Origin of the sequence: Serratia nematodiphila DZ0503SBS1 (assembly GCF_000738675.1) — a bacterium.
GTDB lineage: Bacteria > Pseudomonadota > Gammaproteobacteria > Enterobacterales > Enterobacteriaceae > Serratia > Serratia nematodiphila.
On sequence record NZ_JPUX01000001.1, the window covers coordinates 4393079 to 4418810 of the forward strand.

At 62.2% G+C, this 25732-nt stretch carries 27 protein-coding genes and 1 other annotated feature; of the genes, 18 read left to right on the forward strand and 9 right to left on the reverse strand.

What is annotated here, in order from left to right; genetic code table 11:
* Nucleotides 1-78: 78 nt before the first annotated feature.
* Nucleotides 79-1050, forward strand: a complete 972-nt coding sequence (locus JL05_RS20355; RefSeq protein WP_223524044.1) for a fimbrial protein — start codon at nt 79-81, stop codon at nt 1048-1050.
* A 19-nt stretch (nt 1051-1069) separates the two neighbouring features.
* Nucleotides 1070-1561 carry a fimbrial protein gene (locus JL05_RS20360; protein WP_226772988.1) on the forward strand — a complete coding sequence of 164 codons (492 nt, stop codon included), beginning with the start codon at nt 1070-1072 and terminating at the stop codon, nt 1559-1561.
* Between the two features lie 101 nt (nt 1562-1662).
* Here the strand turns inward: JL05_RS20360 and JL05_RS20365 are convergent, their stop codons facing one another.
* Nucleotides 1663-2868, reverse strand: coding sequence for a serine hydrolase (locus JL05_RS20365; protein ID WP_033633487.1), 1206 nt, complete (start codon nt 2866-2868; stop codon nt 1663-1665).
* A gap of 467 nt (nt 2869-3335) precedes the next feature.
* Here JL05_RS20365 and JL05_RS20370 point away from each other — a divergent pair, with 467 nt between their 5' ends.
* Nucleotides 3336-4703 (forward strand): pyridoxal-phosphate dependent enzyme, encoded by a 1368-nt coding sequence (locus tag JL05_RS20370; RefSeq protein ID WP_033633488.1) that lies wholly within the window; start codon nt 3336-3338, stop codon nt 4701-4703.
* A gap of 12 nt (nt 4704-4715) precedes the next feature.
* The gene (locus JL05_RS20375; RefSeq protein ID WP_033633489.1) at nt 4716-5861 is read left to right on the forward strand and encodes a trans-sulfuration enzyme family protein; all 1146 of its coding nucleotides are present in this window, start codon (nt 4716-4718) and stop codon (nt 5859-5861) included.
* Between the two features lie 59 nt (nt 5862-5920).
* Here the strand turns inward: JL05_RS20375 and JL05_RS20380 are convergent, their stop codons facing one another.
* Together JL05_RS20380 and JL05_RS25550 are read right to left on the reverse strand one after the other, a co-directional pair.
* Nucleotides 5921-6943, reverse strand: a complete 1023-nt coding sequence (locus JL05_RS20380; RefSeq protein ID WP_033633490.1) for an isopenicillin N synthase family dioxygenase — start codon at nt 6941-6943, stop codon at nt 5921-5923.
* Complete coding sequence (locus tag JL05_RS25550) at nt 6888-7124, reverse strand: hypothetical protein (RefSeq protein ID WP_103085749.1); 237 nt, start codon at nt 7122-7124, stop codon at nt 6888-6890. The genes JL05_RS20380 and JL05_RS25550 overlap by 56 nt, the downstream gene beginning before the upstream one ends.
* Before the next feature lie 107 nt (nt 7125-7231).
* Between JL05_RS25550 and JL05_RS20385 the strand changes: the two genes are divergently transcribed.
* Nucleotides 7232-7888, forward strand: coding sequence for an HAD family hydrolase (locus tag JL05_RS20385; protein WP_004938759.1), 657 nt, complete (start codon nt 7232-7234; stop codon nt 7886-7888).
* 89 nt (nt 7889-7977) lie between these two features.
* A complete protein-coding gene (locus JL05_RS20390) occupies nt 7978-8598 on the forward strand; it encodes a glutathione S-transferase family protein (RefSeq protein ID WP_004938761.1) in 621 nt (206 codons plus the stop codon).
* A gap of 13 nt (nt 8599-8611) precedes the next feature.
* On the opposite strand, the gene JL05_RS20395 is transcribed toward JL05_RS20390, so the two are convergent.
* A complete protein-coding gene (locus JL05_RS20395) occupies nt 8612-9712 on the reverse strand; it encodes a PQQ-dependent sugar dehydrogenase (RefSeq protein ID WP_033633491.1) in 1101 nt (366 codons plus the stop codon).
* A gap of 131 nt (nt 9713-9843) precedes the next feature.
* Here JL05_RS20395 and JL05_RS20400 point away from each other — a divergent pair, with 131 nt between their 5' ends.
* The gene (locus tag JL05_RS20400; protein ID WP_016928392.1) at nt 9844-10263 is read left to right on the forward strand and encodes a GNAT family N-acetyltransferase; all 420 of its coding nucleotides are present in this window, start codon (nt 9844-9846) and stop codon (nt 10261-10263) included.
* Nucleotides 10264-10274: 11 nt separating this feature from the next.
* Nucleotides 10275-11258, forward strand: coding sequence for a magnesium and cobalt transport protein CorA (locus JL05_RS20405; protein ID WP_015377262.1), 984 nt, complete (start codon nt 10275-10277; stop codon nt 11256-11258).
* A 74-nt stretch (nt 11259-11332) separates the two neighbouring features.
* On the opposite strand, the gene JL05_RS20410 is transcribed toward JL05_RS20405, so the two are convergent.
* The 3 genes from JL05_RS20410 to speB form a co-directional block, all read right to left on the reverse strand.
* Nucleotides 11333-12142 (reverse strand): nitrilase family protein, encoded by an 810-nt coding sequence (locus JL05_RS20410; RefSeq protein WP_033633492.1) that lies wholly within the window; start codon nt 12140-12142, stop codon nt 11333-11335.
* Nucleotides 12143-12246: 104 nt separating this feature from the next.
* The gene (locus tag JL05_RS20415; protein ID WP_033633493.1) at nt 12247-13632 is read right to left on the reverse strand and encodes a sodium:solute symporter family protein; all 1386 of its coding nucleotides are present in this window, start codon (nt 13630-13632) and stop codon (nt 12247-12249) included.
* 77 nt (nt 13633-13709) lie between these two features.
* Nucleotides 13710-14642, reverse strand: a complete 933-nt coding sequence (gene speB / locus JL05_RS20420; RefSeq protein ID WP_033633494.1) for an agmatinase — start codon at nt 14640-14642, stop codon at nt 13710-13712.
* 250 nt (nt 14643-14892) lie between these two features.
* Here speB and JL05_RS20425 point away from each other — a divergent pair, with 250 nt between their 5' ends.
* Nucleotides 14893-15807, forward strand: coding sequence for a LysR family transcriptional regulator (locus JL05_RS20425; RefSeq protein WP_033633495.1), 915 nt, complete (start codon nt 14893-14895; stop codon nt 15805-15807).
* A 6-nt stretch (nt 15808-15813) separates the two neighbouring features.
* Here JL05_RS20425 and JL05_RS20430 read toward each other — a convergent pair whose 3' ends face one another.
* A complete protein-coding gene (locus tag JL05_RS20430; protein ID WP_015377257.1) occupies nt 15814-16638 on the reverse strand; it encodes an SDR family oxidoreductase in 825 nt (274 codons plus the stop codon).
* A 229-nt stretch (nt 16639-16867) separates the two neighbouring features.
* On the opposite strand from JL05_RS20430, the gene hisL reads away from it, so the two are divergent.
* From hisL to hisIE, 9 genes are all read left to right on the forward strand, one after another.
* The gene (gene hisL / locus JL05_RS25475) at nt 16868-16915 is read left to right on the forward strand and encodes a his operon leader peptide (protein WP_100396937.1); all 48 of its coding nucleotides are present in this window, start codon (nt 16868-16870) and stop codon (nt 16913-16915) included.
* Nucleotides 16891-17017: a sequence feature (His leader region), on the forward strand. It overlaps the preceding gene by 25 nt.
* A gap of 70 nt (nt 17018-17087) precedes the next feature.
* Nucleotides 17088-17987 carry an ATP phosphoribosyltransferase gene (gene hisG / locus JL05_RS20435; protein WP_004938793.1) on the forward strand — a complete coding sequence of 300 codons (900 nt, stop codon included), beginning with the start codon at nt 17088-17090 and terminating at the stop codon, nt 17985-17987.
* A 4-nt stretch (nt 17988-17991) separates the two neighbouring features.
* On the forward strand, nt 17992-19299 hold the full coding sequence (gene hisD / locus JL05_RS20440; RefSeq protein WP_033633496.1) for a histidinol dehydrogenase: 1308 nt from the start codon (nt 17992-17994) through the stop codon (nt 19297-19299).
* Nucleotides 19296-20384 carry a histidinol-phosphate transaminase gene (gene hisC, locus JL05_RS20445; RefSeq protein ID WP_033633497.1) on the forward strand — a complete coding sequence of 363 codons (1089 nt, stop codon included), beginning with the start codon at nt 19296-19298 and terminating at the stop codon, nt 20382-20384. Before hisD ends, hisC begins: the two co-directional genes overlap by 4 nt.
* Nucleotides 20381-21448, forward strand: a complete 1068-nt coding sequence (hisB, locus tag JL05_RS20450) for a bifunctional histidinol-phosphatase/imidazoleglycerol-phosphate dehydratase HisB (RefSeq protein ID WP_033633498.1) — start codon at nt 20381-20383, stop codon at nt 21446-21448. Before hisC ends, hisB begins: the two co-directional genes overlap by 4 nt.
* Nucleotides 21448-22038 (forward strand): imidazole glycerol phosphate synthase subunit HisH, encoded by a 591-nt coding sequence (gene hisH / locus JL05_RS20455; protein ID WP_004938803.1) that lies wholly within the window; start codon nt 21448-21450, stop codon nt 22036-22038. Before hisB ends, hisH begins: the two co-directional genes overlap by 1 nt.
* A 5-nt stretch (nt 22039-22043) precedes the next feature.
* Entirely contained in the window at nt 22044-22781 is a 738-nt protein-coding gene (gene hisA, locus JL05_RS20460) for a 1-(5-phosphoribosyl)-5-[(5-phosphoribosylamino)methylideneamino]imidazole-4-carboxamide isomerase (RefSeq protein WP_033633499.1), read from the forward strand.
* On the forward strand, nt 22763-23539 hold the full coding sequence (gene hisF, locus JL05_RS20465; protein ID WP_033633500.1) for an imidazole glycerol phosphate synthase subunit HisF: 777 nt from the start codon (nt 22763-22765) through the stop codon (nt 23537-23539). Before hisA ends, hisF begins: the two co-directional genes overlap by 19 nt.
* Nucleotides 23533-24153, forward strand: coding sequence for a bifunctional phosphoribosyl-AMP cyclohydrolase/phosphoribosyl-ATP diphosphatase HisIE (hisIE, locus tag JL05_RS20470; RefSeq protein ID WP_033633501.1), 621 nt, complete (start codon nt 23533-23535; stop codon nt 24151-24153). Before hisF ends, hisIE begins: the two co-directional genes overlap by 7 nt.
* 74 nt (nt 24154-24227) lie before the next feature.
* Here hisIE and gnd read toward each other — a convergent pair whose 3' ends face one another.
* The gene (gene gnd / locus JL05_RS20475; RefSeq protein WP_004938815.1) at nt 24228-25634 is read right to left on the reverse strand and encodes an NADP-dependent phosphogluconate dehydrogenase; all 1407 of its coding nucleotides are present in this window, start codon (nt 25632-25634) and stop codon (nt 24228-24230) included.
* Nucleotides 25635-25732: the final 98 nt, after the last annotated feature.

Sequence of the window (25732 nt, forward strand, 5' to 3'; positions counted from 1 at the left end):
TATGGCCAGCCGGCCTGATTGGCAATATTTCATTGCGGAGTAACGCCGCACACCATTTATATATATCGGGATATTATCGTGAGAAAAACAGCCCTGCTATTTTTACGTTGCTGCCTGGCACTCTCTTTCTTCCTGCTGTTTGGCAACGCCAACGCATTTACTTGCCGCACGTCCGATGGCGGACTTATTCCCCCGGGAGGATCGGCCACGCCGGTTGACGTCCGGGTTCGCATCGGACCACAGCTTTCTTATGGCAAAAACGAAATCGTCAACGTCAGCCAGGTCACCTGTAAAAACGACGTCGCGAGCTGGTACGACTATCTCAAAACCGATAGCCCGGCGCTGTCGATGAACGGCGCGATTTTTGGCTCGATCGGCAGCGGCACGACCATCAACGGCAGCGACTACAACTCCCCTGTGCCTGCCGGCATCAGCGTACTCAGCCTCACCGGCTTGCAGACCCAGTCTGTCGCCATCCGGGTCTATATCGTGTTGAACCGTTTCCCAACGCCGGACATCAAGGTGAATAAGGGTGACGTCATCGGTCAAATCAACTTTATTCAGACCAACGATCAACCGGGCTGCCCACAGTGCGGCGTTTATCGCTGGCGCCTGATCGCCGACAACGACGCCTACTTCGTCACCACCAGTTGCACCATCAACAACGGCCAGCAAATTAATGTCGATTTTGGTCAGATCCGTCAGGACTTCCTGACCCAGAGCGCCAACGACGCCCAGATCAAACAGGACAAAGCGCTCAGCTACCAGTGCGACGATCAGAGTGCGACGCAGGATATTCTGATCCGGATGGTCAGCGACGCCAGCGGCTTCTCCAGCGATTTTATCAAGACCACCAACCCCAACGTCGGCGTGGCCATGGTACACAACGGCGCGGTGGTAAAGCCCAACAATGCCTTCAGAACGCGCATCGTCAACGGTCTGGGCAACGACACCGTCACCTTTGTGCCGGTGAAGAACAATGTCCCTTACACCAGCATCGCCACCGGTCCGCTGTCGGGCTCGGCCACGCTGATCTTCAGCGCACCTTGAGACGGGAGCCAGAATGAACATGACGATAAAAACGGGCTGCGCCCTGCTGTTGGCGCTGGAATTGATTAGCTCGGCCGCTCAGGCCGCCGATCAGGGCACCAAGGTCAATATCACCGCCACCGTGGTGGCGCCTCCGCCTTGCGTGATCAACGACGGGCGCACCATCGACATCGACTTCGGCAAGGTCGGCATCAAACGCATCGACGGCAGCCGCTATATGCAACGCATCGATTACAGCATCAAATGCGAGTTTCTGGATAACAGCCGCCAGTTGAAAATGAAGATCATGGGCAGCGCGGCGGCCTTTGACAACAGCGTGTTGACCAGCAGCGTCACTGGATTAGGCATCAAGCTGTTGGCCAACGGTAAGGCCTTCGCCATCAATACGCCGCTGAACATCGACTACGCCAATCCGCCGACGCTTGATGCAGTGCCGGTGAAAAACAGCGCCGTCACCCTGGCGGAAGGCGACTTCTCCAGCGGCGCCACCATGCTGGTGGACTATTTTTAAAGCGCCGCTTCGGCCGGATACTGAAAATAAAAAAAGCCGCAACGTCTCCGTTGCGGCTTGGTCGAGGAGGGTGCGCCGGGGCGCTCCTCACATCAGGCTATTCAGCCGAAGATCCCGCCGAACCACTGGCTCAGCTTCATCATCACCATATCCCAGATGCGGCTGAAGAAGTTGCCCTCTTTCACCTCTTGCATCACCACCAGCGGGTGCTGTTCGATGGTTTTGCCGTCCAGCTGGAAATCGATGGTGCCGACCACCTGGTTTTTCGCCAGCGGCGCTTCCAGCGTCGGTTGGGTCAGCTTGTAGCTGGCCTTCAGGTTTTTCATCTGCCCTTTCGGAATGGTGACCGAGGCGTCTTTCGCCACGCCGAGCGGCACTTCGCTGACGTCGCCGAACCACACTTTCTGGGTGACAAACGGCTTATCGGCCTTGATCGGCGTCGCGGTTTCATAGAAACGGAAGCCCCAGGTCAGCAGCTTTTCGCTTTCGCTAAAGCGCACGCGATCGCTCGGCGCGCCTAAAACCACCGAGATCAGACGCATCGGGCCGTCGGTGGCGGACGCCACCAGGTTGTGGCCGGCGCCGCTGGTGTAACCGGTCTTGATGCCGTCGACGTTCAGGTTGCTGCTCCACAGCAGACGGTTGCGGTTAATCTGGCGGATCTTGTTAAAGGTGAACTCTTTCTCTTTATGTAGCGCGTATTCGTCCGGCACGTCGCGGATCAGCGCCTGGCTCAGCAGCGCCATGTCGCGCGCGGTGCTGTACTGCCCTTCCGCATCCAGACCGTGCACCGTCAGGAAGTGGGTATTCTGCAGGCCGAGGGATTTGGCGTAGTTGTTCATCAGGCCGACGAACGAATCCTGGCTGCCCGCCACGTAGTCCGCCAGCGCGATGCTGGCGTCGTTGCCGGACTGGATCACAATACCCTTATTCAGTTCCAGCACCGGCACCTGATCGCCCGGCTTGATGAACATCAGCGAAGAGCCGCGCAGCGCCGGGTTACCGGGCGCCCAGGCGTCTTTGCCGACGGTGACCATGTCTTCCGGCTTGATCTTGCCGGCCTTGATCGCCTGGCCGATCACGTAGCTGGACATGATCTTGGTCAGGCTGGCGGGATCGAGACGGGTGTCGGCATTGCCTTCGGTCAGCACTTTGCCGCTGTTGTAATCCATCAGAATGAAGGCCTTGGCGTCTACCTGCGGCGGCGCCGGCGGCTCGGCCGCGTGTACGGCCGGGGCGGCCAGCAACAGGATGCCTACGCTGAAGGTCAGTTTTTTCAGGGAAGTGGATAAGTTTTTTTTCATCATGACGTCGCCAGAGTGTCCATTCAAAACCATTGAAATAGCGTTAACTTTCAAACATGTTCACGTTTTAAGCCAACCAGCGAGAGTGGCCCGGTGCGCGCGTGTCGGCCGCAACCCCTTGCGGCGCCCGTAGCGGGTAACGCAACGCACCGAAAATGCCCTTGCTGTGAGTTTATGTGATTTATCTTATTTTTGCAGGGTTTAGCGTGAATTTTCAGCATTTTTACATAACTGTACGCAGGCACGCACTTATCGTTCAAAAAAGCATCGCGACGCGCATTTTCGCACCTATCCACGGCTACACGGCCAAGCATCTGCACCGCTAAACATCTGCGCATCCATACGTCCAAAAAAGATTAATATATTCCATAATGGCATATAGAACCGCTATTTGTTCTTTTTAAAGCGCTTATCCTCAGCGCTATCATCCGCACAACGACTTTTATACCGAATAATCCTGGAGATGAGTCATGGCGATCCCCCATTCCGTCATCGAGATGATTGGCAATACCCCGATGCTGGAACTGACCCAGTTCGATACCGGCCCGTGCCGGCTGTTCGTCAAGCTGGAGAACCAAAATCCCGGCGGTTCGATCAAAGACCGCGTGGCGCTGTCGATGATCGAGCAGGCCGAGCGCGACGGCAAACTGCAGCCGGGCGGCACCATCATCGAAGCCACCGCCGGCAATACCGGCCTGGGATTGGCGCTGGTGGCGGCGCTGAAAGGCTATAAGCTGCTGCTGGTAGTGCCGGACAAGATGAGCCGCGAGAAGATCTTCCACCTGCGCGCGCTGGGGGTGGAAGTGCTGCTGACCCGTTCGGACGTCGGCAAAGGGCATCCGGCTTACTACCAGGATTACGCCAAACGCCTGGCGGAAGAGATCCCCGGCGCCTTTTATATCGATCAGTTCAACAACCCGGCCAACCCGGCGGCCCATACCACCACTACCGCGCCCGAACTGTGGCGGCAGATGGAGCATGACGTGGACGCCATCGTGGTCGGCGTCGGTTCCGGCGGCACGCTGGGCGGGCTGAGCCGCTATTTCGCCGAGGTTTCGCCGCAGACGGAATTCGTGCTGGCCGACCCTGCGGGTTCAATACTGGCGGACTATCTCGACAACGGCCATATCGGCGAAGCCGGCAGTTGGCTGGTGGAAGGCATCGGCGAAGACTTCGTCCCGCCGCTCAGCGACTTTGACCAGGTGCGCAACGCTTACCGCATCGGCGACACCGAAGCCTTCACCACCGCGCGCGAGTTGCTGCGCAAGGAAGGCGTGCTGGCGGGATCGTCCACCGGCACCCTGCTGGCCGCCGCATTGCGTTATTGCCGTGCACAGACCGAACCCAAGCGGGTAGTGACCTTCGTCTGCGACAGCGGCAACAAATACCTGTCTAAAATGTATAACGACCACTGGATGCTGGAACAGGGCCTGCTGAGCAAGCCACAGCACGGCGATCTGCGCGATCTGATCGCCTACCGCCACGACGCGGGCGCCGCCGTTTCCGCCGCGCCGGACGACACGTTGGCGATCGTGCACGCCCGCATGCGGCTGTACGACATCTCGCAGCTACCGGTGCTGGAAGGCGATCGGGTGGTCGGTCTGATCGATGAGTGGGATCTGCTGAACGCCGTCCAGGCCGACGCCGCCCACTTCAGCCTGACGGCCGGCAGCGCGATGACCAAACAGGTTCATACGCTGCAAAAGGAAGCCGGCTACGAGGAATTACAGGCCACCTTCAACCATGGCCACGTCGCGGTGGTGCTCGACGGCGAGCGCTTCCTCGGCCTGATTACCCGCACAGACGTGCTTAACGCCTGGCGCCAAAAATTACGTTAATAAGGACCCATTATGGCCAAGTTTGATACGTTGACCGTTCACGCCGGTTACACCCCGGACGCGACCGGCGCAGTGATGCCGGCGATTTACGCCACCTCCACCTACGCCCAACCGGCGCCGGGTGAACATACCGGCTATGAATACTCCCGCAGCGCCAACCCGACGCGCACCGCGCTGGAAAGCGCCATCGCCGAACTGGAAGGCGGCAGCCGCGGTTACGCCTTCGCCTCCGGCCTGGCGGCCTGCTCCACGGTGCTGGAGCTGCTCGATAAAGACAGCCACCTGATCGCGGTGGACGACCTGTACGGCGGCACCTATCGCCTGCTGGAAAAAGTGCGCAGCCGCACCGCCGGCCTGCGCGTCACCTACGTGGCGCCGGCGGATCTCGCCGGGCTGGAACAGGCGATCGAGCCGGACACCAAAATGATCTGGGTGGAAACGCCGACCAACCCGCTGCTTAAGCTGGCGGATCTGAGCGCCATCGCCGCGATCGCCAAAAAGCACCGGCTCATCAGCGTGGCGGACAACACCTTCGCCTCGCCGTATCTGCAACGCCCGCTGGATCTGGGTTTTGACGTGGTGGTGCACTCCGCCACCAAATACCTCAACGGCCACTCCGACGTGGTGGCGGGCGTCGCGGCGGTGGGCGATAACCCGGCGCTGGCGGAACAGCTCGGTTTCCTGCAAAACGCGGTCGGCGGCATTCTCGATCCGTTCAGCAGCTTCCTGACGCTGCGCGGCATCCGCACCCTGGCGCTGCGCATGCAGCGCCACAGCGACAGCGCGCTGCGCATCGCCCAGTGGCTGGAGAGCCAGCCGCAGGTGGAAAACGTCTACTATCCCGGCCTGCCGAGCCACCCGCAGCACGAACTGGCGGCGCGCCAGATGGCGCGCTTCGGCGGCATGATCTCGGTACGGCTGAAAGGCGACGACGCCTATGCGCGCCGGGTCATCCAGCGTTCGCGCCTGTTTACCCTGGCGGAAAGCCTGGGCGGCGTGGAAAGCCTGATCAGCCAGCCGTTCAGCATGACGCACGCCTCCATTCCGCTGGAACAGCGCCTGGCAACCGGCATCACGCCGCAGCTGGTGCGCCTGTCGGTGGGGATTGAGGATGTGGAAGATCTGATCGCCGATCTGCAGCAGGCGCTGGCGGAATAATCGCCGCATCAGCGCATGATCAGCCCGGCCGACGCGCCGGGCTTTTTTACGCCCGGCGTTCAGAGGCCGATGACGTCCTGATAAAAACGGTGCGCCACATCGGGGTGAGAGCGGATGCGGCCTTTCAGGTAGTTATACCCCACGTCGCGCAGCAGCGGATTGAGCGGATCGCTGGCCGGGCCGCGCGCCTGCGCCGCCAACTGCGGCGGCAGTTGATACAGCGGCACCACCGCGTCCAGACGCGCGCCGAGGAAGAACGCGATCGATAATCTGTCACTCCCCGCCGGCGGCGTTTCCACCCGGTGCACCGTGGCGCGCAGATAGCCGTTAGTCGCCAGCTCCAGCAGCTCGCCGATGTTCACTACGAAGGTATCTTCACGCGGCTGTGCGTCTATCCACTGCCCCTCGCTGACCTCCACCTGCAGCCCTTTTTGCGCGTCCTGCAGCAGGAAGCTGAGGAAACCGGAGTCCTTGTGCGCGCCGACGCCCTGTGCGCTGGCGGTGGCCTCCCGCCCCGGGTAGCGGATCAGTTTGATGTGCTCGTTGGGCTTCTCGCCGTATAAGCGATCGAAAGCCTGCTCCGGCAGCGACAGCGCCAGCGCGAAAGCGCGCAGCAGCCGCAGCGACATGGCGGTCATCGCCTGTTGCCACTCCAGCAGCAGCGGTTTCAGCGCCGGCAGCGCCGCCGGCCACTGGTTTGGCCCCTGCAGACGCGCCCAGCGCGGCGTGTCGTCAGCCAGCGTCAGCGCCGGGCGTTCGGCGCCGATATCGAACTGCTCGCGCCAGTCAGGCTGCCCGCGCGTGAGTTCCGCCGCCGCCCGGTTGTAACCGCGAAAGTGCGGCGAATGCACCATCTGCACCGCCAGCTTGTCGGCTTCCGGCAGAGCGAAAAATTGTCGCGCGGCGTGCTGCAACCGCGCATTCAACGCGCCGTCCACGCCGTGACCGCGCAGATAGAAGAAACCGACGTCGCGCGCCGCCGCGCGCAAATCGTCAAGAAAAGCGCGCCGCCGGCGCGCATCGCCGTCAAGCTGCGAAAGATCCAGCAGCGGCAACGTCTTCAGCGTCGTCAGGTGCGTCATCATGCGGTTCCTCTTCTTCCCCGATTACGATCGGGCTGCCATACAGGCGAATAATCAACATTGACCCTCCCCAGCGGGTGGCTGCATTTGCCCCATAGTTACCACCGCGCTCGCCGGGACGGCCAATATTGTTGCGTTCTAAGTTATGCAAACGTTCAACAAACTGTCGCAAAACCGTCATCAATGTTTCTTATGCTCTGCGCAATTTCGCCGACGCCGCTGGCTGGCGACGTGCGCTATCCGCTATCCTGTAAACGACCTCATACCCTGCCTGCCGGAGAAATACTGATGGATTTAGCCTTATTCGACCTGGATGAAACCCTGATTGACGATGACAGCGCCAGCCTGTGGATCCGCTGGCTGGTCGGCCAGGGGTTCGCGCCGGCGGAGCTGGAACTGCAGGAGCAGCAGCTGATGCAGCTCTATTATCAGGGCAAGCTGTCGATGGAGGACTACATGCAGGCCACGCTGGCGCCGTTGACCGGCCTGAGCGTGCAAACCGTGGCCGGCTGGGTGCAACGCTACATCCGGCGCGACATCCTGCCGCGCGTCTATCCCGCCGCCCGTGAACGCCTGCAGTGGCACCGCGAACGCGGCGACTGCATCCTGGTGATCTCCGCCACCGGCGAACACCTGGTGGCGCCGATCGCCGAACAGCTCGGCGCCGACGACGCGCTGGCGATCGGCGTGGAAATCAGCGACGGCCGCTTCACCGGCAACACCTACGGCACCATGACCTATCAGCAGGGCAAGGTGATCCGCCTGCAGCACTGGCTGGCGCAGCACCCGCACCTGAAGTTCGAGCACAGCCACGGCTACAGCGACTCTCTCAACGACAAGGCGATGCTGCAATTCGTCGACAGCGCCACGGTGATCAATCCCGACAGTGAACTGAGCGCGCTGGCGGCGGAGCACGGCTGGGAAGTGTGCCGCTGGGAGCGTTGAGCGGCAGACAAAAAATGCCCTGCGGTGTGACAAAAAGCGCATTGTGGCGTAGGTATTAAGGGTCTTTAATCCGCTAACGGAGTTATCCCATGCTGACCATTTGGGGTCGTGAGAATTCGAACAACGTCAGGAAGGTGCTGTGGTGCGCCGCCGAACTGGGGCTGAGCTATACCCACATCAACGCCGGCGGGGCGTTTGGCAAGGTCAACGAAGAGAGTTACCGCGCGCTGAACCCGAACGGCCTGGTGCCGTTACTGCAGGACGATGACTTCGTGCTGTGGGAGTCCAACACCATCGTGCGCTACCTGGCGGCGAAATTCGGCGACGCGACGTTCTATCCGCAAGATCTGCAGGCGCGCGCCGCCGCCGAGAAATGGATGGACTGGACCACCTCGACCATCGTTCCGGCCTTCACCATCGTCTTTTGGGGCCTGATCCGCACCGCGCCAGAGTTGCGCGACATGGCGAAAATCGAAGCGGCGATCGCCACGCTGGAAAAACACTTCGACGTCATTGAACAGACGCTGGCGCACCAGCCTTACCTCTCCGGCGACGCGTTCGGCTTCGGCGATATCCCGCTCGGCAGCTTCGCCTACGCCTGGTTCGAAATGCCGATCGCCCGCCGCCCGCGGCCGAACATGGAGCGCTGGTATCAGCAACTGCGCGCACGCCCGGCCTATCAGCGCGGCGTGATGAGCGCACTCACCTGACGCATGCGGGGCGTTACGACGCCCCGACCTTCAGCAGCTTGCCGTCCCGTTCGTCCGTCAGCAGATACAGGTAGCCGTCCGGCCCGCTGCGCACCTCGCGAATGCGTTCGCCGCGATCGCCCAGCAGCCGCTCTTCCGCCACCACTTTGTCCCCCTCCAGCGTCAGGCGAATCAGTGCCTTTTGCGCCAGTGCGCCGATGAACAGCGAATGCCGCCAGGCGGGGAAACGCTGCCCGTCATAAAACGCCATGCCGCTGAGGCCGGGCGAAACCCGCCAATAGTGCAGCGGCTGTTCGGTGCCGGGCACCCGTTCTCCTTTGGCCTCCGGGATCGGCTGGCCGGAATAGTTGATGCCATAGGTGGCCAGCGGCCAGCCGTAGTTTTTACCCGGCAGCGGGATATTGAGCTCATCGCCGCCGCGCGGACCGTGTTCATGCTCCCAGATCGCGCCGCTCCACGGATTCAGCGCCAACCCTTGCGGATTGCGGTGGCCGTAAGACCAAACCTCCGGGCGTTTACCTGCCTGGCCGACCCAGGGGTTGTCCGGCGGTACCGCGCCCTCGGCGGTCAGCCGCACCAGCTTGCCCTGCAGTTTGTCAGTCTCCTGCGCCGTCGGCCGCTGGTTGTTTTCGCCCAGCGCGATAAACAGGTAGCCCTGCCGATCGAACGCCAGCTTGCCGCCAAAGTGATTGCCGACCGACAGCTTGGGTTGCTGACGGAAGATCACCTTAAAGTTTTCCAGCCGCGCGCCGTCGTCGCTCAGGCGGCCATAGCCGACCGCCGTGCCGGCTTTGCCGCCCTCGCCCGGTTCGGCGAAGCTGAGATATACCCGGCGGCTGGCGGCGAAGTCGGGCGCCGGCAACACCTCCAGCAGGCCGCCCTGCCCCTCGGCGTAGACCTGCGGCACGCCGGCGATCGGCGGCGACAGGCCATTGCCCTGCTGCCACAGCCGCAGCCGGCCGGGCCGTTCGGTGATAAGCAGGCCTTGTTCCGCCGGCAAGAAGGCCAGCGACCATGGGTGTTCCAGGCCGTCCTGCAATTGGCTGACCGTCGGCGCGGCGTGCAGCAGGCCGCTGCACAGCAGCAAACCGGCCAGCAGAGTCAATCGGGGCATGGCGTCCTCCTGAAGATGAAATGACCCGTTTAGTGTAGCCCACTCAGCAGAAGCGGTCGTTTGCATTACATTTCAACGGGTTGCCTTTTAGCCGCAGTGTGCTTAAGTTAATCCATAACCCAGGAGGAAAAATGGACATTACCGTTACCGACGCGATTGACGAACATACCCTCGATGCGATCAGGCAAGGCCTGCGCGCTTACAACCTGCCGCATATCGACGCCAGCCACCGCAAGCCGCTCAGCGTCTATGCGCGCGACGAGGCCGGCACGGTGATCGGCGGGCTGACCGCCGAAACCTGGGGCAACTGGCTGAGCGTCGAGTGGCTGTGGGTGGCGGATACCCAGCGCGGCAGCGGCCTCGGCGGCCGGCTGATGCGCGCCGCCGAGCATGAGGCGCAGGCGCGCGGCTGCCGCTACGCCCGTCTCGACACCTTCAGCTTCCAGGCGCGACCGTTCTACGAAAAGCTCGGCTATCAGCTGCAAATGACGCTGAAAGAGTATCCGGTGGAACATGAGTGCTATTTTCTTACCAAAACCCTGACTGATTAATGGACGGACAGATGGACAGCAAAAGCATGGTGGTGAACTGTGTGGCGTACAAAGCCGGCCAACGGCTGGGCGAAGTGACCATCGACGATATCAGCGAGGTGGTCAAACAACCGGACACCTTCGTCTGGCTGGGGTTGCGGCAGCCGGAGCCGGCATTTATGCGCAAGGTGCAGGAGGAGTTCGGCCTGCACGATTTGGCGATCGAAGACGCGCTGTGCGCGCACCAGCGGCCGAAGCTGGAGACCTACGGCGACTCGCTGTTCATCGTGGTGAAAACCGCGCAGTGGGGCGAGCACGACGAAATCGAATACGGCGAAACCCACTTCTTCGTCGGCAAAAACTTTCTGGTGACGGTGCGCCACGGCGCCTCACCCAGCTACGCGCCGATCCGCGCCAAGGCGGAAGAGAACCACAAGCAGATGTGCCGCGGGCCGGGCTTCGCCCTCTATTCGGTGTTGGACTTCGTGGTGGATAACTACCGCAGCGTGGTAACGCGCTTCGAGAGCACCATCGAGAACATCGAAGCCAACATGTTTCAGTCGGAGTTCGATCAGGCGGCGATCGAGAACGTCTATACTCTGCGCCGCCACCTGCTGGCGCTGCGCAACGCCGCGCTGCCGATGGATGAAATCTGCAACCAGCTGATCCGTCTGCACGAAGAAGTGATCCCGAAAGAGCTGCGCGCCTACGTGCGCGACGTGCAGGATCACGCGCATCAGGTGGTCAGCAACATCGACGACATGCGCGAAATGCTGACCAACGCCATGCACGTCAATCTGGCGCTGGTGACGGTCAAACAAAACGAAGTGGTGAAACGGCTGGCGGGTTGGGGGGCGATTTTGGCTATCCCGACGGTGATCTTCAGCCTGTACGGGATGAACTTCGCCGACATGCCGGAGTTGAAATTCCCGTGGGCCTATCACGCCACGCTGGGGGCGACCGCCGTCGGCTGTATTTTCCTGTATCAGAAGCTGAAGAAATCAGGCTGGCTGTAAGCGCCAAAACGGCGGATTTTCCCGCCGGAAAAACGGTCGGCGGGGCAGCCGGATCCGCCGACCGCCCCGCCGCTTCAATACAGCAGCGGCCGCCGATCGCGATGTACGTGATTGTAGCGGCCGATGCGCTTGTCATCGGCCTCGCCGATATCCATCGATGCCAGCACCATGCCTTCACCTGTCAGGCTTTGCGTCAACGGATAGCCATCGGCGTCGACGATCGCCGATCCGCCGATCCACGCAACGCCGCGCTCCGTTTCGCAGCGATCGCACACCGCGATGAACAGCCGATTGACGGCGGCGTTGGCCTGCGCCTTCACCATCTCCGCCGACCGTTCGCCCTGCGGGCGCGGCGCCTGCGGCCAGTTGACCGGCGCGCACAGCAGCTGAGCGCCGGCCAGCGCCGGCAGCCGCACCCATTCGGGGAATTCAAGATCGTAGCAGATCATCACCGCCAACCGGCCAAAGCGGGTCTCGACGACCGGCGGTGGCCGATCGCCGGGGGTAAAGATCGTGCTCTCCTCATGCCACAGGTGGGCCTTGCGATAAATCGCCCTCACGCCCTGCGCATCGATCAATGCCGCGCTGTTGGCCACCCCGCCATCGGGCAGCCGCTCGCAGAAACCGGCGACGATCGCCACATCCAACTCACGCGCCAGAGCACACCACAAGCTGAGGCTGGGCCCGTCTTCGGTCTCGGCCAACGTCAGCGCCTCCGCCTTATCGCGCAACACATAACCGCTGTTCACCAGCTCCGGCAACACGATGACGTTGGCGCCGCGCTGCGCCGCATGACGGATCGCCTGAGCGGACTGCGCCCGATTATGCTCTGCTTCCCCTACCCGCAGCGCTAACTGGCAGCATGCGACGCTGATTTTACCCATGACTCACCTTCTCCTTACCCTCACCGTTAAACCGACAGGGCGGCGATGCGCCCTGCTCCTCAGTAAATCAGTAAAGGCGCCGTGATAAAAGCCCGGATCGCGCCTCAACGCTCGGTTTGGGTCTGCAGCTGCGGCGCCGGGCGGCTCAGCAGGCTGCCCAGCACGAAGGCGACGCCGCCGCCCAGCAGACCGCCGTAGATCGGGCTGTTAGCGTCGATGCCGTGCCAGATCATCAGCCCCACCACACAAAGACTGCCGGTCAGCATGCTGGCGATGGCCCCGGCGCTGGTGGCGCGCGGCCAGAAGATCGCCCCCACCAGCGGGATCAGCATGCCGCCCACCAACAGGTTGTAAGCCAGCGTCAGCGCCGCCAGCACGTCGCGCACCACAAACGCCAGCCCCAGCATGACCGCGCCCATGAAAAGCGTGGTGATGCGCCCGGCGGCCAGCCCGCCGGAAGGTTTACGGCGGATGGCCGGCAGCACGTCCTCCAGCGCGATGGTGGAGGACGCCAGCAGACAAGCGCTGGCGGTGGACATCAGCGCCGCCAGGGCCGCGGCAGCCACCAGCCCGCTGACGCCGACCGGCAATACCGTCTGCGCGATGGCGGCGAAGGCGCCGTCGGTGTTGCTGAGCGACGGCAGCACGATTTTGCCGGCCATGCCGATCAGCGCGCCGGTCACGCCGTACAGCACGCAATAGACGCCCGCTCCCAGTCCGGCGAAGCGCGCCACGTTGGCGCTGCGGGCGGTGAACACCCGCTGCCAAATGTCCTGGCCGATCAGAATGCCGAAGAAGTAGATCAGGAAGAACACCAGAATAGTGTCCAGCCCGATCGACGACAGCTGGTAGTAACCTGCGGGCAGCAGGCTGGTGAACGCCTCCCAGCCGCCTGCCTTGACGATGCTCATCGGCATCAGCACCAGCATCATGCCGACGGTCATGATGATGAACTGAATGATGTCGGTCAGCGTCAGCGACCACATGCCGCCCAGCGTCGAATACAGCACCACCAGCCCGCCGCCGAGCAGAATGGATGCGCTGAACGACAGGCCGAACATCACCTGCATCACGCTGCCGATGGCGATGATCGAGGTCACCGCCACCATCAGGTCATACGCCAGCATGATCGCGCCGCTGGTGACCCGCGCCGCCGGGTGATAGCGCCGCGACAGCACCTGGCTGACGGTATACAGCTTCAGCTTGAGCAGCGGCTTGGCCAGCACCAGGCTCAGCACCACGATGCCCAGCCCCAGCGCGCCGCACAGCCAGACGCCGGAGATACCGTAGGTGTAGCCGAGTTTGACGCTGCCGATGGTCGACGCACCGCCGAGCACCACCGCCGACAGCGTGCCCAGATACAGCCCCGGCCCCAGGTTGCGCCCGGCCACCAGATACGCCTCTTTGGAATTGGCGCGGCGAATGCCCATCCACCCCACCGCGCCTATCACCAGAAAGTAAAACACCACGACCAGCAGATCGAGATTCATGGGTACCTCCACTCCGTAGTTATTGTTATCAGGGGCCCCGACGCAACCGCTCCGCCGGTAGAGTCAGTGCGCCGGCCTCAACGGGCCGGCAGCACGCACAACATTTCAAACAGCAGGTTGGCGGCCAACAGCGCGGTGTTGCCGGAGCGATCGTAAGGCGGCGACACCTCCACCACGTCGCCGCCGACCAGGTTCAGCCCATGACAGCCGCGCACGATCTCCAGCCCTTGCCAGACCGACAGCCCGCCGACCTCCGGCGTGCCGGTGCCCGGTGCGAAGGCCGGATCCAGCCCGTCGATATCGAAGCTGAGATAAACCGGCGCGTCGCACATCTGTTCGCGGATCTCCGCCATCAGCGGTGTCAGCGACCGGTGCCAGCAGGCCTCGGCCGGCACCACACGAAAGCCCTGGCGGCGTGACCAGTCGAAGTCGTCCGCCGCATAGCCACTGCCGCGCAGGCCAATCTGCACCACCTTTTCCGGCGCCAGCAGCCCCTCCTCAAACGCGCGGCGGAAGGTGGTGCCGTGCGCCAGCTGTTCACCGAACATCTCCTCGTTGGTATCGGAATGCGCATCGACGTGGATCAGCCCGACCGGGCCATGACGGCGGGCGACGGCGCGCAGCACCGGCAGCGTCAGGGTGTGATCGCCGCCGAGCGTCAACGGCGTGCAGCCGTGCGCCAGGATCTCGTGGTAAGCCGCCTCGATGCGCTGCACGCTGTCCGCCAGGCTGTAGGGGTTGATGGCGATATCCCCCAGATCGGCCACCTGCAGCCGTTCAAACGGCGCAGAGCCGGTACCCATGTTGTAGGGGCGGATCATCACCGATTCCTGGCGGATCTGGCGCGGGCCATAGCGAGTGCCGCTGCGGTTGGAGGTGCCGATATCGAGCGGAATGCCGACAAAGGCGGCGTCCAGACCGCGCGCCTGTTCGGCCGCGGGCAGGCGCATCATGGTGGGGAGGCCGGCAAAGCGCGGCATATCGTTACCGCTTTGGGGTTGGTTCAGCATGGCGTTTCCTTGTCTTGGGCTTGCGATAAATTGAAACATTTAAGCAACATTCGCAGGCTACCCCGTTGACCGCACCGGCTACCATTCCTGCTTTTACATGTAAACATCGGAAAACGCGATGTAACTAACCCATTGAAGTATTGATTTTTATTTCAATATCATGCCATAAGAAAGGCCATATCTTCAGCGCCGCGCCTATTTCTTCGATGTTAAAAATGGGTTAACCGGCCGACGTTCTGCGGAGGGACAGATGCTCACTAACCTAAGCGATATCGATCTGAAGCTGTTGCGGGTGTTCGTCGCGGTGGCGGAAGCCCAGGGGGTCAGCGCCGCGCAGGAAACGCTGCTGATGAACCAATCCACCATCAGCACCCATCTGGCCTCGTTGGAAACGCGACTGGGTTTTCGCCTGTGCCAGCGCGGGCGCTCCGGCTTCCGGCTGACGCCCAAGGGGGAACGCATGCTGATCGCCTGCCGCTCGTTGTTCAACGCCGCTCGCGACTTCACCCGGGTCAGCCAGTCGCTGAACGGCCTGCTGACCGGCGATCTGCAAATCGGCCTGGTGGATAACCTGGTTTCACTGCCGGGCAATCCGTTCAGCCAGGCCATCAAGCACTTTCAGCGGCGCCACCAGGACGTGCAATTGCAGTGCCGCATCTGTTCGCCGAACGAGATTGAACAAGGGCTGCTGCACCGGCAGCTCGATCTGGGCATCGGCTACTTCGGCCAGCAGCTGGAGGCGTTGCGTTATCAACCGTGGCTGGAGGAGACGCAGGCGATCTATTGCAGTGAGGATCACCCGCTGTTCGCGGTGGAAGAACCCGAGCGCGAGCAGATTGAAAACGCGCGCTGGGTCAAGCGCGGCTACCTGCTGGCGCAGCAGCTGTGCCCGATCGCGCCGCCTCACTTGGCGGCGGTGGCTCACCATATGGAAAGCGTCGCCCATCTGGTGCTGAGCGGTACCTGTCTTGGCTATCTGCCCACCCACTACGCGGCGCGCTGGGTGGAACAGGGGCTGCTGCGGCAGTTGGGCGGCACGGCGCTCTCTTATCGCGCCACGCTTAGCCTGGTCAGCCGCCCCGTCCAGCCCAACGAGGCGTTGAACGCGCTGCTGGAGGATTTGGCGCGCGCCGGCGAAAAAAAGCCCCGCATGCGCGGGGCCTGACGGACGTTAACTGACCGGCATACGCGCCGGATCGGGATACTGGTACTCGAAACCCAGCTCGTTGCAGATGCGGTTGCCGTCCACCAGCCGCTCATCCTGCTCCGCCTCGTCGGCGAACTGCGGCGGCTCCAGATGCAACTGCTCGGCCAGCGCCGGATAAAATTCGCGCTTGGCCGGATGACGCGGCGCGCACAGGTTGTACACGTGGCCGCCCTTCGGCAGCTTCAGCAACAGTTGGATGGCGGCGATGACGTCGTCCTGGTGCACCAGATTTACCCCCTGCGAACCGCCCTTCACGTCGAGCTTGCCCGCCAGGAAGCGGCCGGGGTGACGATCGGCGCCCACCAGCCCCGCCAGGCGCAGAATGTCCACCGAGGTGTTCGGCAATTCATGCAGCCAACGTTCCAGCTCGGCCAACACCCGCCCTGACGGCGAGACCGGCCGCAACGGCGACTCTTCGCGCAGCGTGCCTGCGGTTTCGCCGTACACCGAGGTGGAACTGGTGAAGATCACCCGCGGCACGCCAAAGGCCATCGCGCTGTCCACCAGCATGCGCACCGCATTGAAATAGTTTTCGCTGCCTTCGACGGTGCGGCGAGCGGGCAGTGTCACCACCAACGCATCCACGCGCAGCAGCGACTCCAGATCGTCCGGATCGCACACCAGCTCCGGCGTCAGTTCCAGTTGGTAGCATTCGATGCCGCTCATGCGCGCGGCCTCGACGCCGTCCGGCGTGGTTTTGCTACCGACCACGTCATATCCGCGCCCCATCAGCGACAGCGCCAACGGCATGCCCAGCCAACCCAAACCAATAATGGCTACCTTTTTCATCCTCTTCCTCTCCTGAAGATCGCAGCGCCCTACCCCTAAGGCTACGCCACTGCGCACGGCGATACAATCTGCCCGGCTTAAGGTCAGGTAAAGCTGTCTGTGGCTAATAACCTAACCTGTTTCAATAAATTAAATTTATGACGTTAAAAAAGGGTTGCGCGGTGGACAGCGGATAGTTTAGCTTAATTGGCATACGGTTTTTACCGGCTTTTGATTAGAGAAAAACACCATGACACGCGTTCAGTTCAACCACCATCATCACCATCACCCTGACTAGTCTTTCAGGCGATGAGTGCTGGAAGACGGTTTGTTAATCTTCCAGTGGCGCGCAGAACGCAAGAGAGAGCCCTCGGAAGATTTCTTCCGAGGGTTTTTTTTTGGCTCCGGACAGACAGAAAGAATAGTTTTTACAATAAATTCATAAAATTACAGATTAAACAGAGGTTACCATGCTGGACAAGACACGTTTACGGATCGCAATGCAGAAGTCGGGCCGCCTGAGCGATGAATCCCAGGAACTGCTGGCGCGCTGCGGCATCAAGATCAACCTGCAGCAGCAGCGTCTGATCGCCTTCGCCGAGAACATGCCGATCGATATCCTGCGCGTGCGCGACGACGATATTCCGGGCCTGGTGATGGACGGCGTGGTCGATCTCGGCATCATCGGCGAAAACGTGCTGGAAGAAGAGCTGCTCAGCCGCCGCGCCCAGGGCGAAGACCCGCGTTACTTCACGCTGCGCCGCCTCGATTTCGGCGGCTGCCGCCTGTCGCTGGCCACCCCGCTCGACGCCGAATACACCGGCCCGCAAAGCCTGCAGGACGCCCGCATCGCCACCTCTTACCCGCACCTGCTGAAGCAATACCTCGACAAGCAGGGCGTGCGCTTCAAATCTTGCCTGCTGAACGGCTCGGTGGAAGTGGCGCCGCGCGCCGGTCTGGCCGACGCCATCTGCGATCTGGTCTCTACCGGCGCCACGCTGGAGGCCAACGGCCTGCGTGAAGTCGAAGTGATCTACCGCTCCAAGGCTTGCCTGATCCAGCGCGACGGCGAAATGCCGGAAGCCAAACAGCAGCTGATCGATCGCCTGATGACCCGCATTCAGGGCGTGATCCAGGCGCGTGAATCCAAATACATCATGCTGCACGCGCCGAGCGAGAAACTGGACGAGATCGTCGCGCTGTTGCCGGGCGCCGAGCGCCCGACCATTCTGCCGCTGGCCGGCGCGCAGAACCGCGTGGCGATGCACATGGTAAGCAGCGAAACCCTGTTCTGGGAAACCATGGAAAAACTGAAAGCGCTCGGCGCCAGCTCGATTCTGGTGCTGCCGATTGAAAAGATGATGGAGTAACGCCATGTCGACCTTCAACACGCCGATCGATTGGGCGACCAGCAGCGCCGAACGCCAGGCCGAGCTGCTGATGCGCCCGGCCATCGCCGCCTCTGACAGCATCACCCGCACGGTGAGCGAGATCCTCGACAACGTGAAGGCCAACGGCGATCGGGCGCTGCGCGACTATAGCGCCCGTTTCGACAAGGCGGAAGTCTCGGCGCTGCGCGTCAGCGCCGAGCAGATCGCCGCCGCCGCCGCGCGGTTGGGCGACGACATCAAACAGGCGATGGCGGTGGCCGTCGCCAACGTGGAAACCTTCCACAACGCGCAGCGGCTGCCGCCGGTGGACGTCGAAACGCAACCGGGCGTGCGCTGCCAACAGGTGACCCGCCCCATCGACTCGGTCGGCCTGTATATTCCCGGCGGATCGGCGCCGCTGTTCTCCACCGTGCTGATGCTGGCGACGCCGGCACGCATCGCCGGCTGCCGCCGGGTGGTGCTGTGCTCGCCGCCGCCGATCGCCGATGAGATCCTGTATGCGGCGCAGCTGTGCGGCGTGCAGGAAGTGTTTCAGGTCGGGGGCGCGCAGGCGATCGCCGCCCTGGCGTTCGGCACCGAGAGCGTGCCGCGCGTGGCGAAGATCTTCGGGCCGGGCAACGCCTTCGTGACCGAAGCCAAGCGGCAGGTCAGTCAGCGCCTTGATGGCGCGGCCATCGACATGCCGGCCGGCCCTTCTGAGGTGCTGGTGATCGCCGACGCCGGCGCCACTCCGGCGTTCGTCGCTTCCGATCTGCTGTCGCAGGCCGAACACGGCCCGGATTCGCAGGTGATCCTGCTGACGCCGGACGCGGCAATGGCGCTGGCGGTGGCCGAAGCAGTGGAAAGCCAACTGGCCGAGCTGCCACGCGCCGAGACCGCCCGTCAGGCGCTGGCGAGCAGCCGCCTGATCGTAGCGCGCGATCTGGCTGAGTGCGTGGCGATCAGCAACCGCTACGGCCCGGAGCACCTGATTATTCAGACCCGCAATGCGCGCGAACTGGTGGACGGCATCACCAGCGCCGGTTCGGTGTTCCTCGGCGACTGGTCGCCGGAATCCGCCGGCGATTACGCCTCCGGCACCAACCACGTGCTGCCGACCTACGGCTACACCGCCACCTGCTCCAGCCTTGGGCTGGCCGACTTTCAAAAACGCATGACGGTGCAGGAGCTGACGCCGCAGGGCTTCAGCAACCTGGCCGCCACCATAGAAACGCTGGCTGCCGCCGAGCAGCTGATCGCCCATAAGAACGCCGTGACCCTGCGCGTCGCCGCCCTGAAGGAGCAAGCATGAGCATCGAAAAACTGGCGCGCGCCAACGTTCGCGAGCTGACCCCTTATCAATCGGCGCGCCGCCTCGGCGGTAAGGGCGATGTGTGGCTGAACGCCAACGAATACCCGATCGCCCCGGAATTCCAGCTGACCGCGCAAACCTTCAACCGCTATCCGGAGTGCCAGCCGGCGCAGGTGATCGAACGCTACGCCGCCTATGCCGGGGTGAAGAAAGAGCAGGTGCTGGTCAGCCGCGGCGCCGACGAGGGCATTGAGTTGCTGATCCGCGCCTTCTGCGAGCCGGGCAAAGACGCCATTCTGTTCTGCCCGCCGACCTACGGCATGTACGCCGTCAGCGCCGAAACCTTTGGCGTGGAGCGCCGCACCGTGGCCGCCAAAGAGGACTGGCAATTGGATCTGCCGGCCATCTCGGACAGCCTGGACAACGTGAAGTTGATCTACGTCTGCAGCCCGAACAACCCGACCGGCAACCTGATCGATCCGGACGATTTACGCAGCCTGCTGGAGCTGGCCAAAGGTAAGGCGATCGTCGCGGTGGACGAAGCCTATATCGAGTTTTGCCCGCAGGCCTCGGTGGCCGGTTGGTTGAGCGACTACCCGCACCTGGCTATTCTGCGTACGCTGTCAAAGGCCTTTGCGCTGGCCGGCCTGCGCTGCGGCTTTACGCTCGCCAATGAAGATCTGATTGCTCTGCTGCTGAAGGTGATCGCCCCTTACCCGCTCTCGACGCCGGTGGCGGATATCGCCGCGCAGGCGCTGAGCGAAGAAGGTATCCGCACCATGCGCCAGCGCGTCACCGACATCGCAGCCACCCGCAGCTGGCTGCAGCAACAGCTGGAGAGATGCGCCTGCGTCGAGCAGGTTTTCGCCAGCGACAGCAATTACCTGCTGGCTCGCTTCACCGCCTCAAGTAATGTGTTTAAAAGCTTGTGGGATCAGGGCATTATCTTACGAGACCAAAACAAACAGCCCGGGTTGTCCGGCTGCCTGCGCATCACCATAGGCACCCGCGACGAATGTCAACGCGTGGTGGACGCGTTGTCCGCCCTGCCCGGCGCCAACCAGACTCGCCAGGAGCCAATGTGAGCCAAAAAATCCTCTTTATCGATCGTGACGGCACGCTGATCGCCGAGCCACCGGAAGATTTCCAGGTTGACCGCCTGGACAAGCTGGCGCTCGAGCCGGACGTGATCCCTTCCCTGCTGGCGCTGCAACAGGCGGGATATCAGCTGGTGATGATCACCAATCAGGATGGGCTCGGCTCCGCCAGTTTCCCGCAGGAGACCTTCGATCCGCCGCACAACCTGATGATGCAGATCCTCAGCTCCCAGGGCATTCAGTTCGCCGACGTGCTGATTTGCCCGCACCTGCCGGCGGACAACTGCGACTGCCGCAAGCCGAAAACCGCGCTGGTGAAAGGCTACCTTGAACCCGGCGTGCTCGATACCGCGCACAGCTACGTGATCGGCGATCGGCCAACCGATGTGCAGCTGGCGGAAAACATGGGCATCCAGGGGCTGCGTTACCAGCGCGGCGTGCTGGGCTGGAAAGAGATCGTGCGCCAGTTGACCCTGCGTGACCGTCACGCGCGGGTTAATCGCGTGACCAAAGAGACGCAGATCGACGTCAACGTCTGGCTGGATCGCGAAGGCGGCAGCAAGATCAAAACCGGCGTCGGCTTCTTCGATCACATGCTGGATCAGATCGCCACCCACGGCGGCTTCCGCATGGAGATCGACGTCAAAGGCGACCTGTATATCGACGATCACCATACGGTAGAGGACACCGGCCTGGCGTTGGGTGAAGCCCTGAACAAGGCGCTCGGCGACAAGCGCGGCATCGCCCGCTTCGGCTTCGTGCTGCCGATGGACGAATGCCTGGCGCGCTGCGCGCTGGATATCTCCGGCCGCCCGCACCTGGAGTACAAGGCCGAGTTCAACTATCAGCGCGTCGGCGATCTCAGCACCGAAATGGTCGAGCACTTCTTCCGTTCGCTCTCTTACACCATGGGCTGCACGCTGCACCTGAAGACCAAGGGCAAAAACGACCACCACCGGGTCGAGAGCCTGTTCAAAGTGTTTGGCCGCACGCTGCGCCAGGCGATCCGCGTCGAGGGCAATACCCTGCCGAGTTCGAAAGGAGTGCTGTGATGAACGTGGTGATTTTGGATACCGGCTGCGCCAACCTGGCCTCCGTCACCTACGCGGTGCGGCGCCTGGGTTATCAGCCGGAGGTGAGCCGCGATCCGGAGATCGTGCTGCGCGCCGACAAGCTGTTCCTGCCGGGCGTCGGCACTGCGCAGGCGGCGATGGATCAGCTGCGCGAGCGCGATTTGATCGAACTGATCAGGGCCTGCACGCAGCCGGTGCTGGGCATTTGCCTCGGCATGCAGCTGCTGGCGGCCAGCAGCGAAGAGAACGGCGGCGTGACCACGCTCGGCCTCATCGATACGCCGGTCAAGCAGATGACCGACTTCGGCCTGCCGCTGCCGCACATGGGCTGGAACCAGGTGTCCGCGCAGGCGGGCCACCATCTGTTCCGCGGCATCGATGACGGCGCCTACTTCTATTTCGTACACAGCTATGCGATGCCGATATGCCCCAGCACCATCGCCCAGGCGAACTACGGCGAGCCCTTCACCGCCGCCGTGCAAAAAGACAACTTCTTCGGCGTGCAGTTTCATCCAGAACGTTCTGGAGCAGCCGGCGCGCAACTGTTGAAAAACTTTCTGGAGATGTAGGCAGCATGATTATTCCGGCTTTGGATTTGATCGACGGCAACGTGGTGCGTTTGCATCAGGGCGATTACGGCCAGCAGCGCGACTACGGCAACGATCCGCTGCTGCGTCTGCAGGACTATCAACAACAGGGCGCCCAGGTGCTGCACCTGGTCGATTTGACCGGCGCCAAGGATCCGGCGGCGCGCCAGATCCCGCTGCTGCGCAAGCTGCTGGCGGGGGTTGACGTGCCGGTGCAGGTCGGCGGCGGCATCCGCAACGAACAAGACGTCAGCGCCCTGCTGGAGGCTGGCGCCACGCGCGTGGTGATCGGCTCCACCGCGGTGAAACAGCCGCAGTTGGTGCAAAGCTGGTTCGAGCGCTACGGCGCCGACGCGCTGGTGCTGGCGCTGGACGTGCGCATCGACGCGCAGGGCGTGAAGCACGTGGCCATCAGCGGCTGGCAAGAAGACTCCGACGCCACGCTGGAACAGGTGGTGGAACAGTTCCTGCCCTACGGGCTCAAACACGTGCTGTGCACCGATATTTCACGTGACGGCACGCTGGCCGGTTCCAACGTGGCGCTGTATCAGGAGATCAGCCGCCGTTATCCGCAGGTGGCCTTCCAGGCCTCGGGCGGCATCGGCAATCTGGACGACATCGCCCAGCTGCGCGGCAGCGGCGTTGCCGGCGTGATCGTGGGGCGCGCCCTGCTGGAAGGTAAATTTAGCGTTGAGGAGGCGATCGCATGCTGGCAAAACGGATAATCCCGTGCCTGGATGTTAAAGACGGGCAAGTGGTGAAAGGCGTGCAGTTCCGCAACCACGAAATCATCGGCGACATCGTGCCGCTGGCGCAGCGCTATGCGCAAGAAGGTGCGGACGAGCTGGTGTTTTACGATATCACCGCCTCGAGCGATGGCCGGGTGGTGGACAAAAGCTGGGTGTCGCGCGTGGCGGAGGTGATTGATATTCCGTTCTGCGTCGCCGGCGGCATTAAAAGCGCCGAGGACGCCAGCCAGATCCTGTCTTTCGGCGCCGACAAGATTTCGATCAACTCGCCGGCGCTGGCCGATCCTGAGCTGATTAGCCGCCTGGCTGAACGCTTTGGCGTGCAGTGCATCGTGGTGGGCATCGACACCTGGTTCGACAGTGAAACCGGCAAGTATCACGTCAACCAATATACCGGCGACGAGAGCCGCACCCGCATCACCCAGTGGGAAACCCTCGACTGGGTGCAGGAAGTGCAGCGCCGCGGCGCCGGTGAGATCGTGCTGAACATGATGAATCAGGACGGCGTGCGCAACGGTTACGACCTGCAGCAGCTGCGTCGGGTGCGCGAGGTCTGCAAAGTGCCGCTGATCGCCTCCGGCGGCGCGGGCACCATGGAGCACTTCCTGGAGGCGTTCCGCGATGCGGACGTCGACGGCGCGCTGGCGGCATCGGTGTTCCACAAACAAATCATCAATATCGGCGAACTGAAAAGGTTCCTGGTTGAACAAGGCGTGGAGATTCGCGTGTGCTGACAGAACAACAGAGAAACCAGCTGGACTGGGAAAAAACCGACGGCCTGATGCCGGCCATCGTGCAGCACGCCGTTTCCGGCGAAGTGCTGATGCTGGGTTACATGACGCCGGAAGCGCTGGCCACCACCGAGCAAAGCGGCAACGTCACCTTCTTCTCGCGCACCAAGCAGCGCCTGTGGACCAAGGGTGAAAGCTCCGGCCACTTCCTTAAGGTGGTCAGCATCACGCCGGACTGCGATAACGATACGCTGCTGATATTGGCCAACCCGATCGGCCCGACCTGCCACCTCGGCAACAGCAGCTGCTTCCACCCGGCCGCCAGCGACTGGACGTTTCTCTATCAGTTGGAACAGCTGTTGGCGGAGCGCAAGCATGCCAGCCCGGACAGCTCATACACCGCCAGCCTGTACGCCAGCGGCACCAAGCGCATCGCGCAGAAGGTCGGGGAGGAAGGCGTGGAAACCGCGCTGGCCGCCACGGTCAACGATCGCGAAGAGCTGACCAACGAAGCTTCGGACCTGATCTATCACCTGCTGGTGCTGCTGCAAGACCAGGATTTGGATCTGAGCGCGGTGATCGGCCGGCTGCGCGAGCGGCATCAGAAAAAAGCATGACGTTAACTCGCACGCAATAAAAAAGCCGCCGGGCGTTAACCTCGGCGGCTTTTTTTATCGCTCAACGAGCCGGCTTATTCCATCCATTCGGTATGGAACACGCCTTCCTTGTCGATGCGTTTATAGGTGTGCGCACCGAAGTAGTCGCGCTGCGCCTGGATCAGGTTCGCCGGCAGCACCGCGGAACGGTAGCTGTCGTAGTAAGCGATCGCAGCGGAGAAGGTTGGCGTAGGGATACCGTTCTGCACGGCGTAGGCCACCACGTCACGCAGCGCCTGCTGGTACTCGTCGGCGATTTGCTTGAAGTATGGCGCCAGCAGCAGGTTGGCGATATCGGCATCCGCCGCGTAAGCGTCGGTGATCTTCTGCAGGAACTGAGCGCGGATGATGCAACCGGCGCGGAAGATCTTGGCGATTTCGCCGTAGTGCAGATCCCAGTTGTTTTCTTTAGACGCGGCTTTCAGCTGAGAGAAGCCCTGCGCGTAGGACACGATTTTGCCCAGATACAGAGCGCGACGCACTTTCTCGATGAACTCGGCTTTGTCGCCGGTGAACGGCGCCACTTTCGGGCCGGTCAGCACTTTAGACGCGGCAACGCGCTGATCTTTCAGCGAGGACAGGTAGCGTGCGAATACCGATTCGGTGATCAGCGACAGCGGTTCGCCCAGATCCAGCGAGCTCTGGCTGGTCCATTTGCCGGTGCCTTTGTTGGCGGCTTCGTCCAGGATCACATCGACCAGGTATTTACCCTCTTCGTCTTTCTTGGTGAAGATGTCTTTGGTGATGTCGATCAGGTAGCTGTTCAGCTCACCCTTGTTCCACTCGGCGAAGGTTTCGGCCAGCTGCTCGTTGCTCAGATTCAGCGCCTGTTTCAGCAGAGAATAGGCTTCGGCAATCAGCTGCATGTCGCCGTATTCGATGCCGTTATGCACCATCTTCACATAGTGGCCGGCGCCGTCTGCGCCAATGTAGGTCACGCAAGGCTCGCCTTCCGCAACCGCAGCGATTTTCTCCAGGATCGGCGCCACCAGCTCGTAAGCTTCTTTCTGGCCGCCAGGCATGATGGAAGGCCCTTTCAGCGCGCCCTCTTCACCGCCGGAAACGCCGGTGCCGATGAAGTTGAAGCCCTGGTCGGACAGTTCGCGGTTACGACGGATGGTGTCCTGATAGTAGGTGTTGCCGCCGTCGATCAAGATGTCGCCCTTGTCCAGGTGCGGAGTCAGCGAGGCAATGGTTTTATCCGTTGCTTCGCCCGCTTTCACCATCAGCAGGATGCGGCGCGGTTTTTCCAGTGATTCGACAAACTCTTCAACGGTGTAATACGGCGCCAGATTCTTGCCCGGGTTCTCAGCGATCACTTCGTCAGTTTTGTCGCCAGAACGGTTGAAAATGGAAACGGTGTAACCACGGCTCTCGATGTTCAGCGCGAGGTTGCGGCCCATTACCGCCATGCCGACAACGCCGATTTGTTGCTTGGACATTTAGGAACTCCTGTCTGAGGATGACCCTGCCGGCAACGTCGGCCAGCAGGTTTTGTGATGTGGCACACATGTTAACTCAGGATTGAGCCGGGTGGGTA